Here is a 14,166-nt window from a genome sequence, read left to right on the forward strand (position 1 = left end):
AATGGTTTTATTTCATGAAACAAACACCTTATATAAAACAAGGTAGGGTGCGATTTCAAGTGCGCAAAGATACAAAATAAAATAGAATAAATGATTTTTTATCAAACTTTGGTGGGTTTTCAATGATGAAAATAATCCTGTTAAATTTATCAACAAAAGCAACACCAAAATACTGTAAATCAACGTACTAGAAATATCTAATGTATATAAAAAGAAGGCGTTAAGAGGCAATAAAATTAGACCTAAGAAATTTTTGTAACTAATTTTTTGAAACAGGTATGTATCGATAAGGTTATCCATTTCAAATAAACTACCAATCAAGCGTTCCAAAAGTACTTTTGCGATTATAAAAGTACCCACACTAACACTTATCTTTATGAGTACATCTGGGTGTACCATTTGTACTCCAAACGCATACTTGTATATGATATAACCAAATACCGTAGTACAAACAATGAGGTTAGCAAATAAAAGTGCATCAAAAAAATCCACAAATTTTTGATCTTTAGAATAAATTTTCAAATACTTAGGTTTGATAAGGATATTCATAAAATCTAAAAAACGGGCAGGTGCTGCAAGTTTAGCAAGCGCAATAAAAATCAGACCTGCTGCAAGCAAGATGGTAAGAAGCTCGTTATGTTCAATATATCGAAGCATAGCGTAAAATTATTACAAATATTGACATCCAAAGGGAATTATTAGGGAATATTTAAAAAAAACTATTTTATAAATATTTACATTTGCTAAAAAACAGACCAATACCAATATGTAAATTGTATGGAGCACAGTTTAGTTATTATTCCTACATATAATGAGATCGAAAATGTCGAGTCTATTATTAAGGCGGTGTTTCAACAATCTGATGCGGTACATGTACTTATTGTGGATGATAATTCTCCTGACCTAACGGCAGGAAAGGTTAAGGAACTACAGAGTCAGTTTACCAATCGCTTATTTTTAGAAGAACGGGAGGCTAAAACAGGATTAGGAACGGCTTATATTCACGGTTTTAAATGGGCTTTGGCCAGAGATTATCAATATATTTTCGAAATGGATGCAGATTTTTCCCATAACCCTAAGGACCTGCCAAGATTGTATGCTGCGTGTCAGGACCAACATGCTGATGTTGCCATTGGATCCCGTTATATCAAGGGTGTCAATGTTGTGAATTGGCCCTTGAGTCGCGTATTGATGTCATATATGGCATCGATTTATGTTCGGATCATTACAGGAATGAAAATTCAGGATACCACCGCTGGTTTTGTGTGTTACAAACGCGAGGTGTTAGCGACTATAGATCTGGATCAAATAAAATTTATTGGTTATGCGTTTCAGATCGAAATGAAATTCAAGGCGTATCTCAATCAATTTAATATCATTGAAGTGCCTGTTATATTTACAGACCGAACGAAAGGTGAGTCTAAATTGAGTTCTGGCATCATTTCTGAAGCTATTTTTGGAGTGATAACTATGAAATTCAAAAGTCTGTTTAAAAAATAAATTACTATGCCATTGAAACAAACCCTAATAAAGAATGCTAAAATCGTAAATGAGGGCAAAACCATAGTCGGTGATATTTTGATCGAAGGTGAATTTATTAAGGCTATTGAACCTTCCATAAGTGCAAAATCCTCTGATGTTCTGGTAATTGATGCTGAAGGGAAGCATTTGTTACCCGGAGCCATAGATGACCAGGTTCATTTTAGAGAACCGGGATTAACAAACAAAGCCACGATCGCTACCGAGTCGAAAGCGGCCATAGCGGGTGGAATTACCTCCTTTATAGAGATGCCTAATACAGTGCCACAAACCACAACAGTGGAAAATCTGGAAGCTAAATTTGATATTGCGGCTAAAACATCTTACGCCAATTATTCCTTTATGTTCGGGGGCACAAATAATAATTTAGATGAGATTTTAAAGGTAGATCCGAAAACCGTGGCCGGTTTAAAATTATTCCTGGGATCTTCTACAGGAAATATGTTAGTAGACGATCCTAAAATTTTGGAAGCGATCTTTAAAAGTACAAAGATGGTTATTTCGGTGCATTGTGAAGATGAAGGGACCATTCGAAAAAATTTAGAAGAATATAAATCGCAATTCGGAGACGATATTCCTATTAAGTATCACCCTATTATTCGTAGTGAAGAAGCTTGTTATTTATCCTCTTCAAAAGCGATTGAACTGGCCAAAAAAACGGGAGCACGACTGCATATCTTTCATTTAAGCACAGGAAAGGAAACGAATTTATTCACTAATAAAATTCCATTAAAAGATAAAAAAATTACCTCTGAGGTTTGCATTCATCACCTGTGGTTTAATAGTGATGATTATGAGAAAAAAGGAACTTTAATTAAATGGAATCCTGCTGTAAAAACGGAGAAGGATCGCCTTCAGATTTGGGAAGCTTTATTGGATGATCGTATTGATGTGATCGCTACCGACCATGCACCACATACTTGGGAAGAGAAGCAAAATGTATATACCAAAGCGCCTTCCGGAGGTCCACTGGTGCAACATGCCTTACCAGCCTTGTTAGAAATGTATCATCGTGGGAAGATTTCTATCGAAAAGATCGTTGAAAAAAATGCGCATAATCCTGCGATATTATTTGAGGTTGAAAAGCGCGGCTATATAAAACCGGGTTATTATGCGGATCTGGTATTGGTTGATCTTAATAATCCCTGGACGGTAACCAAAGATAATATTCTATATAAATGCGGCTGGTCGCCTTTTGAGGGAACTACGTTCCGATCACGGATCACACATACCTTTTTGAATGGTGCATTAGTATATCAAAATCAGAAAGTTTCTGAAGTAAAACATTCTAAACGCCTAACTTTTAACCGATGATTTTAAAACGTTTTGTGCTTTTTGGATTTATGCTGATTGGGATTGGGTGCTACCAATTTGAAAAACCCGATAAACCCGATAATTTGATTCCAGAGGATAAAATGATCGATATATTGATCGATGCTAAACTTATTGGGATAACAAATTCGGCCAACAAAAAAATCATGCGTGATGCCGGGATCGATCCGGATACTTATATTTTTAATAAGTACGACATAGATAGTTTGCAATTTGCACAGAGCAATGAGTACTATTCGTATTACATAGATGAATATGAATCTATCTACACAAAAATAGATGATAGTGTGAAAGTGCTACTGAAAGATCTAAAAGATCGTCAGGAAGAAGAGCGTAAAGCTACCGCAAAACGTAAACGTGATTCTATTAATGCGGTTCGTGCAAAAAAAGATTCTGTAATCGAAGTTAAAGCTTTTAAAACCTCGCCTGCAAAATTAAAGCAGGACGATGCGGGTCTTATTCCTCCTGTTTCAGATAGTAGCGCCCAACCTCAGTAATATAGTCTTCGATAGCTGTAAACTTGTAATCTAAGGTCGATTTGATCTTCGAAGTATCATACTCTTTTTTAGTTGTAAGGGCATGAACCAGGTTTTTCGTTAGTTGGCGTCGTTTTCCCGTAAGTTTACGCTTCAGCCAGTCTAATCGCCAGGCTATTTGTAAAAAAAGGTAGGACGCTTCTTTTGTTGGGGGTGGCGAATTAACGGCTTCTGCAAGATGCTTTATAAAATCTTTATATGACCAGATTTCAGAAATGAGAATAAAACGTTCATTAGAAATTTTTTGATCCATCAAAGTGGTCATAATATTAACCACATCATTAACAGCAATAAGTCCGACATTTCCAGAAGTATAGAAGTCAAAACCTTTTCGGGCTCTTTTAAACAAATTACCGGTGCCATAACGCCAAATACCCGGACCTAAAATAACACCCGGATTAACAATCACCCCATTTAATCCTTCCTGCATGGCACGCCATACTTCCAATTCAGCACCGTATTTAGTAATCGCATAAACATTATTATTCGCCTCAGGATTCCAGGGAATATCTTCATTAATTGGGCTGGTATGGGGAGCAGAACCAACGGCAGCAATAGAACTCACATAGCAAAATTTCTTCACCTGTGCAGCCATACTGATATTCACCATATTGGCAGTACCTTCAATATTTATTTTACGTAGTTGATGATATTTATCGGGTTCGAACGACACGAAAGCAGCGCAATGATACACATATTCCACACCTTCCATAGCATCTGTTAGGGCCGGAATATCTGTGATATCGGCCTTGACCCAATCAATGATATCATAAAGGGTTTTATAGTCCTTTTGATAGGTTTCAAAAATGGCTTTGACGTTCTTTAATTTGGCTTCACTTCTATATGTGGCCCGAATATTTTCATTCTGTTTGGCTAATTTATAGAGTAGATGACCACCAACTAAACCGGTTCCTCCTGTAACTAAAATCATACCCCTAAAATACTAAATTAATAGTGGCGATTATTTAATTCTGTTGAAATTGTTTTGATAGCTTTATTTAAGAAGAAAAGGTCCAAAGTGTTCAGATAAAAACCCTATAAAACTTTAAGACGATATTGAACAGTTTTATACATTGATTTTTATCTTTGCCTAAGTTTTTAAAATAAAGCACTCATGATACAGAATTTTGTAGAAGAATTAACATGGAGAGGCATGATCCATACGGTGATGCCCGGAGCCGAAGAACATTTAATGGAAGAGATGCGCAGTGCTTATGTGGGCTTTGATCCAACGGCTGATTCTTTACATATTGGAAATCTGGTACCTATTATGTTATTGGCGCATTATCAGCGTTGTGGCCATAAGCCTATTGCCTTGGTTGGTGGTGCAACTGGAATGATTGGTGATCCTTCGGGGAAATCCAACGAACGTAATTTATTGGATGAAGCCACGCTACGTCACAATCAAGAGGCCATCAAAAAGCAATTATCTCATTTTCTGGATTTTGAGAGTGATGAAGAGAATGCGGCAATTTTGGTGAATAATTATGATTGGATGAAGGATTTCACATTTTTGGAATTTATCCGGGATGTTGGTAAACACATTACGGTGAATTATATGATGGCGAAAGATTCCGTAAAAAACAGGATTTCTTCCGATGCCTCGGAAGGCATGAGCTTCACCGAGTTTACCTACCAATTGGTTCAGGGGTATGATTTTCTTCATTTGTACAAAGCGAAAGCATGTACTATTCAAATGGGAGGAAGCGATCAATGGGGGAATATCACTACAGGAACGGAATTAATTCGCCGCATCGAAAGTGGAAAAGGCTATGCCATTACCTGTCCGTTAATCACCAAGTCGGATGGTTCGAAATTCGGAAAATCCGAGGGTGGAAATGTTTGGTTGGACCCAATCAGAACATCACCTTATAAGTTCTACCAATATTGGTTGAACTCCAGTGATGAAGATGCTGAAAAGTATATTAAGATCTTTACTTTTTTAGATAAAGAAATAATAGACGCCTTGGTTAAAGAACACCAGGAAGCGCCTCATTTAAGGCTGTTACAAAAACGTTTGGCAGAGGAAATTACTACTATGGTACATTCTAAAGCCGATTTAGATAACGCTATTAAAGCCAGTAATATATTGTTTGGAAATTCGACTAGTATCGATCTTAAAGAGCTTAACGAGCAAACTTTTTTAGACGTTTTTGACGGGGTTCCAAGTACAGATATTGAAAAAAGAAATATTGAAAATGGTCTGGATATCGTGACTGCTTTGGCAGAGCAAGGAGGCTTTCTAAAATCGAACGGGGAAGCCCGAAGAGCTTTAAAGGAAAACTCGATTTCTGTGAACAAGGAAAAAGTTACTTCCGATTATGTTATTACTGCAAATGACCTTATAAACGATAAATTTGTATTGCTCCAACGAGGTAAAAAGAATTATTTCGTTATTCAAGCTATATAACTCAAAACAAAAAAACCCGGACAAGCGTCCGGGTTTTTTTTAACAAACCAACCAACTAAAAAATTTTTCTTTTCCTAGTTGGTTCATTGGTCGTAGAATTTTGAAATAACTTTCAATATTTCGTTTAATTTTCAATATTATTTTTATCGGTCTAAAAATCAAGATTTTGTGGTGATAATTTCGAACTTTTTATTACAAAACCATAAGGTTACAGCCCCGAATATCTGAGTTGTCGAAGCGTCCAATAATTTCAAAAGTCCCATCCCCATAAACTTTTCCCAGATCTTGGGTCGCAATAAAGGAGCAAGAATTTACATTAGCTAAATCTATTATATTGATCCCTCCGGTTTTCTCGGGTTCTTGCAAGGCTAAAGCGTCTTCGGTATCACGGGTAATAATGCGCATCCAGTTGGGCGTGTGAAATATACCATTGCCTTGGGAATAGGCTTGACTGAGGAGTTCGGTCATGCCATATTCACTGTGAATTACAGACACACCAAAGCCTTGTTTTAAGGTGTTGTGGAGTTCTTCACGAATAAGTTCTTTTCTGTATCCCTTCATACCTCCAGTTTCCATAACTATGGTATTATTTAATTGAAACCGATAATTTTCAACGAGATCCAATAAGGCAAAAGACACACCAATAAGCAGCACTTTTTTACCACTTGTATCAAGATTTTGCAGCGTGTTTTTCAATTGTTCGAGGTTATTCAAATAAAAACCACTTTCTGGATGACCTGATTGTGTGATTAAGCTATTCACCATATAAATGAGTGATGATCCTTTACGCTCCAAATATGAGGGTAATAAGCCAAGTATCACATAATCTGAAATGTCACCATAAAATTTCTTAAAACCCAGATTAAAACTATTCTCATAGATATTAATATCTGTTATAAGATGCTTGCTTGGATTAGCACCGGTAGTGCCTGAACTTGTAAAAGTATGACTTACCTTAGACTTTGAGCTTAGCACATCATGGGATTTAAAAAACTGTATTGGCAAAAAAGGAATATCCTCCAGGCGTTTTACGTCACCCGGATGCCGGTATAACAGATCGCAAAAAGAGCGATACACGCGATTATTTTCAAACTGATAATTAAAAATTTCCAACGCTTTGGTTTCAAAGTCATGGTTGTTTTTAATTTTAAAAATAGTCGATGGATCAATCATGAATGCTCAAAAATACTTTTGTATTGCTTTGCAAAAGTAGGCAAAAGTAAGCAGAGCGACCAGTTGATTTGACGCTATTTCACAATCAATTTTTGAATAGATTCGTGGTTATTCTGGTTTAATTTTAAAATGTACAAGCCAGCCTGAAGCGTTGAAACATCAAGGGTATTGCTAGTTAGCGATCGTTCTAAAATAAGCTTGCCAATCTGGTTATAAACCGCTACAAGGATTTCAGATTTGTCAGTCCCTATTACCGTAACTAATGGAACAGAAGCCGGGTTAGGATATACCTTTAAACCAGATACGGCGGTTGTTCTTAAACCAAGAGTAGATTCATGGGCGTTGGGACTTCCAAAGGTCGCCATCGAAGGATTTCCGTTAAAATTGGACACCGGGATAGGGTCGCCGGCAACCGTATAAATTTCGGTATCTCCGGGATGTTGAACGGCAAAAAGTTCGTTAGATTGGGCATCCCTGAATACCAAGAAAGGCTCCCCGGAAGTGCCTCCAATGAACTTAAAATCTGTTCCTCCAAGATCGGCTCCGTAAAGCGAGGCTTCGTCACCGGAATGATCCGGAATGCCTATGGCATCATAAACCATATTGAATGAAGAGGTGTCATCGACAACACCATCATCATTCGTGTCAATGTCTGTACTTCCCTTACTTCCTGTAAAGGTATTTACTAAAATCAAGGTGAAAGAAGGGTTTTCTAGGTCAAGGATATTAACGACCAAGAGGCCATTTGAATCAAAGTTACCTGAGACGGCTTCTGCATCTTGAACTTCACCAATGTTCTTATCGCTGTCGCATTCTATACTGAGTAAATAGCCTGAAAATGCGGTGTTTGGAGTACCCTTAAGCTCTATAGGCACAGTTGTGGGGTCTGCTCCATCCGGGTTGGGTTCAAATTCGTTGATAAATACTTGTGAGTAACTGAGGGATGCAATTAGTGCGCAACTAATCGCTAAATAAATGGATTTCATAAGATAGATTAAAATTTGAGGTACTCAAAAGTAACAAAAAAGGATAACTTAACCGAACTTATTGGAGAAAATCTAACTATTTTATAACTAGCTTTCTAACTTCTGTTATATTGTTTTCAGAAATTTTTAAGACATATACGCCTTTGCTGAGGTTCGTTACATCTAAAGTTTTACCAGAGAGACGATGAGCTGCAATTTGTTTTCCTAAAACGTTAAAGATAGCAACGGTTTTAGACGCATTATATCTGGAAGTAATATATACCGTATTTTGACCATAATTTACCGGATTTGGATAAATGGTCAATCCTTCAATTTTTTCCTGAGACAATCCATAATTAGGATTTGTTTGAGCAAAGCCATTCAAGGCTGTCAAAAAAATTAAAGAAAATAAGAAAATATAAAAGTAGTTTTTCTTCATACGACTATTTGGTATTGTAAATTTATAAAAGAATTACAAAAGTCATACCAAAAATATGTTAAAGATTAGGGTTTTACATCGAAAGATTAACTTTCTGTAAGGTGTTTGTTATCTTAATGTTATTTATAAGTGCCATGGTGTTAGATTATGATTTAAGTTTTATCTTTACATCTAAAGTCTAAACTAAGGGCATACTTTTTATGAAAAAAAAGGATATTAAAATTTTGCTGGTTGATGATGAACCGGATATTCTGGAAATTGTAAGTTATAATTTATCAAATGAGGGTTATCAGGTTATTACCGCTGAAAATGGTCAGGAAGGTGTAAAAAAAGCAAAAAAAGAATTGCCTCAACTAATTATACTTGATGTCATGATGCCTGAAATGGATGGGATCGAAGCCTGCGAAATCATTAGAAAAATTCCTGATTTAGAAAATACTATAGTTACATTTTTAACGGCTAGAGGTGAAGATTACTCTCAAGTTGCTGGCTTTGAGGCCGGAGCCGATGATTATATTACCAAGCCAATAAAACCGAAGGTATTAGTGAGTAAAGTGAAGGCTTTATTGCGTCGATTCAAAGATGAAGAGGTAAAAAACACCATGAGAATCGGGCAGCTTGAGATTAATCGTGATGAATATAAAATAACGTCTAAAGGTAAAGAGATCCTGCTACCGAGAAAAGAATTTGAATTACTGTCCCTTCTAGCTTCAAAACCCGGAAAAGTATTTAAAAGAGATGAAATTTTAAATACGGTTTGGGGAAATGAAGTGGTTGTAGGAGGTCGTACAATTGATGTTCATATCCGAAAGCTTCGTGAAAAATTAGGAGATAAAAGTTTTAAAACGGTTAAAGGAGTAGGCTATAAGTTCGTTGATTAATGGAATCTAAATTCAAAAGATCATATCGATTTGCATTTCGAACCTCGCTGCTTATCACAATGTTTGTAACGCTCTTGGTGGGCGTTTTTTTATACCGTTTAATGACGCCGCCATGGTGGGCCATACCAGGTATTTTTATTTGTACCTATTTATTTTCATTTGTGGTAATTCAATTTCGGGTACAACGGTTTATTTACCGTCGGGTTAAAAAAATATACGATGATCTAACCTTGCTGGAATCTGCTAACCTAAGCCAGGGTGCCATTACCACAGACATGCGCACATTAACGCAGGAGATCGATAAATTTGCTCGCGATAAAAAAATTGAGATCGAAACTCTTAAAGTAAGAGAAAAATATCGAAAAGAGTTTTTAGGTAATGTGTCTCATGAACTTAAAACTCCGTTGTTTACTGTACAAGGCTATATTGAAACCCTTCTTGATGGCGCAGATAAGGATAGTAAGCTTCGACGAAAATACCTCGAACGGGCCAGTAAAGGGGTTGAGCGTCTGGGGTATATTATAAAGGATCTGGATATGATTACCAAACTTGAGGTTGGTGATCTAAGCTTAAAAACAGAGGTTTTTGATATCGTTGAGTTGGTGAAGAATGTGTTTGAAATGCTGGAAATGAAAGCTAGTAAAAAGAAAATTACCTTGACCTTCGACATGGAATACCCAAACCCCGTTTATGTGAAAGCGGACCGTGAGCGCATTCAACAAGTATTGGTAAATTTGGCGGTGAATTCTATAAAATACGGTCGCGTAAAAGGAACTACCGAGGTTAGTATTGAAAATCTGATAAAAAATAAAGTGATCGTTCGAGTCACCGATAATGGTGAAGGTATTTCAGAAGAGCATTTACCCCGCTTATTCGAACGTTTTTACCGTGTAGACAAAAGCGGTTCCAGGAAAGAAGGAGGATCCGGTCTAGGCCTTTCCATTGTTAAGCATATTATTGAAGCTCATGACGAGAAGATTTATGTTGAAAGTGAATTTGATGTAGGCAGTGAGTTTTCATTTACTCTTGAAAAGGCGAAAACACCAAAAAACACGACTATTAATAAGGGGAATGAAAAGGTTGAAAGCCCCTCCTAAGCTTTTATCGTTTTAAATCTTATATCTTGTTAGAAGACTCTAGCAGAAATCCTTAATTTTGCCCCAAATAAAATCGCATACAAATTGTGGGAAGTAAAAACAAATTAAGACGTTTTAAGGAAAACGAAACCTTTCAAAATGTTATTCAACCGTCCCGAGACGAACTGGTTAATGCCAACTTTAAATTGAAGGGGAAATGGCGTGCGGAGATTTTTAAAAATGAAAATCCGATCGTCTTAGAACTGGGTTGCGGTAAGGGTGAATATTCGGTGGCATTAGCAAAAAAATATCCCCACAAAAATTACATTGGAATTGATATCAAAGGTGCACGTTTCTGGCGCGGTGCGAAAACAGCTTTGAAGGAAGGTATTCCCAATGTCGTGTTCCTGAGAACCCAAATTGAACTTATTGATCATGCCTTCGCTGCCAATGAAGTTGATGAGATCTGGATTACTTTCCCCGATCCGCAAATAAAATATAAGCGCACGAAACACCGCATGACAAACGCAACCTTTCTAGAGCGGTATAAAAAGATACTTAAACCGGATGGGGAAGTACATTTAAAAACCGATAGTGAATTTATGCACGGCTATACTCTGGGATTATTGCATGGTGCAGGTCATGAGGTTTTATATGCAAACAATAATGTATACAAACAAGAAGGAAGCCCAGAAGAGGTTACGGCGATTCAAACCTTTTACGAATCACAATATTTAGAGCAAAACAAACCAATTACCTATATTAGGTTTAAAATTAAATAATGTGAATATTACCTTGGTCTTTTTTACCGGTTTAATAGTAGCACTTATTGGTGTAATACCTCCCGGGCTTTTGAACATGACAGCTGCAAAAATCAGTTTAAAAGAAGGGCATGTCCGTGGTGTGTTATTTTCAGTTGGGGTATGTTTGGTTGTTTTGGGTCAAACTGCAATTGCGGCTATTTTTGCCAAATATTTAAGTCAACATCCAGAGGTCATCCATATTCTTCAGCGGGTAGCTTTCGTTATTTTTGTTTTGATTACGGTGTACTTCTTCTTTATTGCCAAGGCTCAACCAAGTTCGCAGCTTCAGCCCAAAATAAAAAGTAAGCACAGTCGCTTTTTTCAAGGCATGTTCATGTCGGCAATCAATATGTTTCCTATCCCTTATCATGCGTATATGACACTTACTTTAGCTTCCGTTGGTTTACTGAATTTTGAGAAGCTTAGCATAGCATCCTATGTGGCGGGAGCAGGCATGGGAACTTTCGTGATGTTGTATATTTATATGTTTTTTTTCGATAAAATCGGCACCAAACCTATAGCTTCACAAAAGAATATGAACTACAGTATTGGTGCGATAACCGGTGTTATTGCGATGATCACACTTTTTAATATTTTGAAGGATCTTTAAAGATGACTGAAGATTCAATTTCATTTTTTGAAAGAGTTCACGAAGTGGTGCGTCTTGTTCCATACGGCCGGGTTACCAGTTACGGGGCTATTGCCCGGTATTTAGGGGCAGCAAAAAGTGCGAGAATGGTAGGTTATGCTATGAATGCCTCGCATTCTAAAGATGTTCCTGCGCATCGGGTGGTTAATCGTAAAGGTCTGCTTACAGGGAAACATCATTTTGAAGGAACCAACCTCATGCAACAACTTCTGGAGAGTGAAGGTATAGTCGTTATAGATAATCAAATTCAAGATTTTAAGGAGGTTTTTTGGGATCCTTCTGAAGCTTTAAACCCTTGAAAGGGCGACATAAATAAATTCAATCCTTCAATTGTTAAATCTTCTTAAAGGAATCATGTCCCTTACATTGATATTAGTTATCTTTGCTATTTAGAATTAATCTTAATACATGAAACTAAATAAACAAGACATTTTAAAAGCTTTAGAAACGATTACAGTACCTGGTGAAGGTCAGAATATGATTGAAAGTGGTGCTGTAAAAAATGTTAATGTTTTTGGAGATGAAGTTATCGTAGACATCACGATCAAAAACCCCAGTTTACAGGCTAAGAAACGTACTGAAGTCGATATATTAAAGACCATCCATGATGAGGTTTATCAGAAGGCCAAAGTTAAAACGAACATTACGGTTGAAGCTCCGGCTAAACCAAAATCGAATACCATAAAAGGAAAACCGATTCCCGGCATCACTAATATAATTGCTGTAGCCTCAGGTAAAGGTGGCGTTGGTAAATCCACTATGACGGCTAATTTGGCAGTAACCTTGGCAAAAATGGGGTTTAAAGTAGGTGTGTTAGATGCCGATATTTATGGGCCTTCCATGCCGATCATGTTCGATGTAGCCAACGAAAAACCTTTAGCCGTAAATGTAGATGGGAAATCAAAAATGAAACCTATTGAAAATTATGGTGTGAAGATCCTTTCTATAGGATTTTTTACTCAGCCTAATCAAGCTGTGGTTTGGCGTGGACCGATGGCTGCTAAAGCCTTAAACCAAATGATCTTTGACGCGGCCTGGGATACACTAGATTTTTTATTGGTCGATCTGCCTCCTGGAACAGGTGATATTCATTTAAGTATTATGCAATCACTTCCAATAACAGGTGCGGTTGTAGTAAGTACACCTCAAAATGTGGCTCTGGCAGATGCTCAAAAAGGTGTAGCCATGTTCCAACAGGAAAGTATTAATGTTCCGGTGTTAGGAATAGTTGAAAATATGGCCTACTTTACACCTGCAGAATTACCTGAAAACAAATATTTTATATTTGGTAAAGATGGTGCAAAAAATTTGGCTGAAGATCTTAAAGTACCGTTTTTAGGTGGTATTCCATTAGTTCAAAGTATCAGGGAAGCGGGTGATGCAGGCCGACCTGCAGGATTACAAACAGGAACACCTTTGGAAGAGGCTTTTGAAGCCCTAACCAAAAAAGTAGTGGAAGAAGTGGTTCGAAGAAATGAAGATCTACCGCCAACTGAAGCAATAAAAATCACAACGATGGCTGGCTGTTCAGCAGTAAAAAAATAAGATATGACCTCAGAAGAAGTTAAACTAAACGTTGAAAAAGCTCTGGATGAGATTCGCCCGTTCTTACAAAGTGATGGTGGAGATATCTCCTTGTTAGCTATTGAAGAAAACGATACGCTTGTAAAAGTACAGTTGCAAGGAGCCTGTGTAGGTTGTAGCGTGAATCAAATGACCTTGAAATCAGGTGTGGAAATGACGATTAAGAAGTATGCACCTCAGATCGAACAGGTTGTAAATATTATTGATTAATTTAAAATCATAACGATGCTAATTGGTTAAAAAATGAATTAACCAAAAGACACACACATCTAAAATTTATTATTTAATCAAATAAATTTAAATTAAATAATTTTTTCTCTTTTGAGAAACGTATCTAGACTATCTGCTGCATCAAAGCACTCGTTAACTTTTGAAACATTATTGCAAAATTTTGTTTCTAAATCAGGAGAAGACTTACAACTAAAGTCCACTAAATCAACTTTTTCAAAATCTTTATTTATCCTTTTACATTGTTCGTACAGACTATCTATGGTTTTGTATTGACTAGGGTTAAAACCTTTTTTTACAAGATAGCCTTTTAAGTAATTCTCTATAGCAGACTGAGAATTTTTGCAAACTAAATAAGTCACAATATCTTCTTCTGGTTTAAATAATTCTCTATTGGCTTGGTTCAGTTTTTGAGAAGCTTTAACAAAGAATTTTATGGCTTCTGTTTCCATAATAAAATTAATTAATGATTAGTAATTACTAGTATACATTCTCCATACTTTAATCGTAGTATGGAGAATGGCTTTTAAATTTATACATAACCTTAAGTT

17 protein-coding genes are annotated in these 14,166 nt (G+C 36.6%); 11 read left to right on the top strand and 6 right to left on the bottom strand.

Annotated features, from left to right (window positions below; all coding sequences use genetic code 11):
* Nucleotides 1–12 precede the first annotated feature (12 nt).
* Nucleotides 13–657: a DUF4271 domain-containing protein gene (locus V8G61_RS01395; RefSeq protein ID WP_394873638.1), complete on the bottom strand. Its 645-nt coding sequence runs from the start codon at nucleotides 655–657 to the stop codon at nucleotides 13–15.
* Nucleotides 658–777: 120 nt separating this feature from the next.
* Here V8G61_RS01395 and V8G61_RS01400 point away from each other — a divergent pair, with 120 nt between their 5' ends.
* Genes V8G61_RS01400 through V8G61_RS01410 form a run of 3 tightly spaced genes read left to right on the top strand, consistent with a single transcriptional unit; the run spans nucleotide 778 to nucleotide 3,368 of the window.
* Nucleotides 778–1,500: a polyprenol monophosphomannose synthase gene (locus V8G61_RS01400; RefSeq protein WP_394873639.1), complete on the top strand. Its 723-nt coding sequence runs from the start codon at nucleotides 778–780 to the stop codon at nucleotides 1,498–1,500.
* 12 nt (nucleotides 1,501–1,512) lie between these two features.
* Nucleotides 1,513–2,853: a dihydroorotase gene (locus V8G61_RS01405; RefSeq protein ID WP_394874477.1), complete on the top strand. Its 1,341-nt coding sequence runs from the start codon at nucleotides 1,513–1,515 to the stop codon at nucleotides 2,851–2,853.
* A complete protein-coding gene (locus tag V8G61_RS01410) occupies nucleotides 2,850–3,368 on the top strand; it encodes a DUF4296 domain-containing protein (protein ID WP_394873640.1) in 519 nt (172 codons plus the stop codon). Before V8G61_RS01405 ends, V8G61_RS01410 begins: the two co-directional genes overlap by 4 nt.
* Here V8G61_RS01410 and V8G61_RS01415 read toward each other — a convergent pair.
* Nucleotides 3,328–4,338 (bottom strand): NAD-dependent epimerase/dehydratase family protein, encoded by a 1,011-nt coding sequence (locus tag V8G61_RS01415; protein WP_394873641.1) that lies wholly within the window; start codon nucleotides 4,336–4,338, stop codon nucleotides 3,328–3,330. The two genes, V8G61_RS01410 and V8G61_RS01415, sit on opposite strands and share 41 nt — an antisense overlap.
* 183 nt (nucleotides 4,339–4,521) lie before the next feature.
* On the opposite strand from V8G61_RS01415, the gene tyrS reads away from it, so the two are divergent.
* Nucleotides 4,522–5,817: a tyrosine--tRNA ligase gene (tyrS, locus tag V8G61_RS01420; protein WP_394873642.1), complete on the top strand. Its 1,296-nt coding sequence runs from the start codon at nucleotides 4,522–4,524 to the stop codon at nucleotides 5,815–5,817.
* Nucleotides 5,818–6,009: 192 nt separating this feature from the next.
* Here tyrS and V8G61_RS01425 read toward each other — a convergent pair whose 3' ends face one another.
* From V8G61_RS01425 to V8G61_RS01435, 3 genes are all read right to left on the bottom strand, one after another.
* Nucleotides 6,010–6,990: an acyl transferase gene (locus V8G61_RS01425; RefSeq protein ID WP_394873643.1), complete on the bottom strand. Its 981-nt coding sequence runs from the start codon at nucleotides 6,988–6,990 to the stop codon at nucleotides 6,010–6,012.
* Nucleotides 6,991–7,064: 74 nt separating this feature from the next.
* Nucleotides 7,065–7,976, bottom strand: a complete 912-nt coding sequence (locus V8G61_RS01430; protein WP_394873644.1) for a T9SS type A sorting domain-containing protein — start codon at nucleotides 7,974–7,976, stop codon at nucleotides 7,065–7,067.
* A gap of 76 nt (nucleotides 7,977–8,052) precedes the next feature.
* Nucleotides 8,053–8,394, bottom strand: coding sequence for a T9SS type A sorting domain-containing protein (locus V8G61_RS01435; RefSeq protein ID WP_394873645.1), 342 nt, complete (start codon nucleotides 8,392–8,394; stop codon nucleotides 8,053–8,055).
* A gap of 200 nt (nucleotides 8,395–8,594) precedes the next feature.
* Between V8G61_RS01435 and V8G61_RS01440 the strand changes: the two genes are divergently transcribed.
* The 7 genes from V8G61_RS01440 to V8G61_RS01470 all read left to right on the top strand — a co-directional run bounded on the left by V8G61_RS01440 (nucleotide 8,595) and on the right by V8G61_RS01470 (nucleotide 13,597).
* On the top strand, nucleotides 8,595–9,275 hold the full coding sequence (locus tag V8G61_RS01440) for a response regulator transcription factor (protein ID WP_394873646.1): 681 nt from the start codon (nucleotides 8,595–8,597) through the stop codon (nucleotides 9,273–9,275).
* Nucleotides 9,275–10,372 carry a sensor histidine kinase gene (locus V8G61_RS01445; protein ID WP_394873647.1) on the top strand — a complete coding sequence of 366 codons (1,098 nt, stop codon included), beginning with the start codon at nucleotides 9,275–9,277 and terminating at the stop codon, nucleotides 10,370–10,372. The genes V8G61_RS01440 and V8G61_RS01445 overlap by 1 nt, the downstream gene beginning before the upstream one ends.
* Nucleotides 10,373–10,458: 86 nt before the next feature.
* Nucleotides 10,459–11,133: a tRNA (guanosine(46)-N7)-methyltransferase TrmB gene (trmB, locus tag V8G61_RS01450; protein WP_394873648.1), complete on the top strand. Its 675-nt coding sequence runs from the start codon at nucleotides 10,459–10,461 to the stop codon at nucleotides 11,131–11,133.
* Nucleotide 11,134: 1 nt separating this feature from the next.
* Nucleotides 11,135–11,764 (top strand): lysine transporter LysE, encoded by a 630-nt coding sequence (locus V8G61_RS01455; RefSeq protein WP_394873649.1) that lies wholly within the window; start codon nucleotides 11,135–11,137, stop codon nucleotides 11,762–11,764.
* A 2-nt stretch (nucleotides 11,765–11,766) separates the two neighbouring features.
* Complete coding sequence (locus V8G61_RS01460; protein ID WP_394873650.1) at nucleotides 11,767–12,102, top strand: MGMT family protein; 336 nt, start codon at nucleotides 11,767–11,769, stop codon at nucleotides 12,100–12,102.
* Between the two features lie 109 nt (nucleotides 12,103–12,211).
* A complete protein-coding gene (locus V8G61_RS01465) occupies nucleotides 12,212–13,348 on the top strand; it encodes a P-loop NTPase (protein ID WP_394873651.1) in 1,137 nt (378 codons plus the stop codon).
* Between the two features lie 3 nt (nucleotides 13,349–13,351).
* On the top strand, nucleotides 13,352–13,597 hold the full coding sequence (locus V8G61_RS01470) for a NifU family protein (protein ID WP_394873652.1): 246 nt from the start codon (nucleotides 13,352–13,354) through the stop codon (nucleotides 13,595–13,597).
* A gap of 92 nt (nucleotides 13,598–13,689) precedes the next feature.
* On the opposite strand, the gene V8G61_RS01475 is transcribed toward V8G61_RS01470, so the two are convergent.
* The gene (locus tag V8G61_RS01475) at nucleotides 13,690–14,067 is read right to left on the bottom strand and encodes a HEPN domain-containing protein (protein ID WP_394873653.1); all 378 of its coding nucleotides are present in this window, start codon (nucleotides 14,065–14,067) and stop codon (nucleotides 13,690–13,692) included.
* Between the last annotated feature and the right edge of the window lie 99 nt (nucleotides 14,068–14,166).

This window comes from Gaetbulibacter sp. M240 (genome assembly GCF_043876815.1).
In the GTDB taxonomy this organism is placed as follows: Bacteria; Bacteroidota; Bacteroidia; order Flavobacteriales; family Flavobacteriaceae; genus Gaetbulibacter_A.

Coding starts and splice junctions, on each gene's coding strand:
- V8G61_RS01395 (WP_394873638.1), bottom strand. CDS start 657: ATGCTTCGATATATTGAACATAACGAGCTTCTTACCATCTTGCTTGCA.
- V8G61_RS01400 (WP_394873639.1), top strand. CDS start 778: ATGGAGCACAGTTTAGTTATTATTCCTACATATAATGAGATCGAAAAT.
- V8G61_RS01410 (WP_394873640.1), top strand. CDS start 2,850: ATGATTTTAAAACGTTTTGTGCTTTTTGGATTTATGCTGATTGGGATT.
- V8G61_RS01415 (WP_394873641.1), bottom strand. CDS start 4,338: ATGATTTTAGTTACAGGAGGAACCGGTTTAGTTGGTGGTCATCTACTC.
- tyrS (WP_394873642.1), top strand. CDS start 4,522: ATGATACAGAATTTTGTAGAAGAATTAACATGGAGAGGCATGATCCAT.
- V8G61_RS01425 (WP_394873643.1), bottom strand. CDS start 6,990: ATGATTGATCCATCGACTATTTTTAAAATTAAAAACAACCATGACTTT.
- V8G61_RS01430 (WP_394873644.1), bottom strand. CDS start 7,976: ATGAAATCCATTTATTTAGCGATTAGTTGCGCACTAATTGCATCCCTC.
- V8G61_RS01435 (WP_394873645.1), bottom strand. CDS start 8,394: ATGAAGAAAAACTACTTTTATATTTTCTTATTTTCTTTAATTTTTTTG.
- V8G61_RS01440 (WP_394873646.1), top strand. CDS start 8,595: ATGAAAAAAAAGGATATTAAAATTTTGCTGGTTGATGATGAACCGGAT.
- V8G61_RS01445 (WP_394873647.1), top strand. CDS start 9,275: ATGGAATCTAAATTCAAAAGATCATATCGATTTGCATTTCGAACCTCG.
- V8G61_RS01460 (WP_394873650.1), top strand. CDS start 11,767: ATGACTGAAGATTCAATTTCATTTTTTGAAAGAGTTCACGAAGTGGTG.
- V8G61_RS01465 (WP_394873651.1), top strand. CDS start 12,212: ATGAAACTAAATAAACAAGACATTTTAAAAGCTTTAGAAACGATTACA.
- V8G61_RS01470 (WP_394873652.1), top strand. CDS start 13,352: ATGACCTCAGAAGAAGTTAAACTAAACGTTGAAAAAGCTCTGGATGAG.
- V8G61_RS01475 (WP_394873653.1), bottom strand. CDS start 14,067: ATGGAAACAGAAGCCATAAAATTCTTTGTTAAAGCTTCTCAAAAACTG.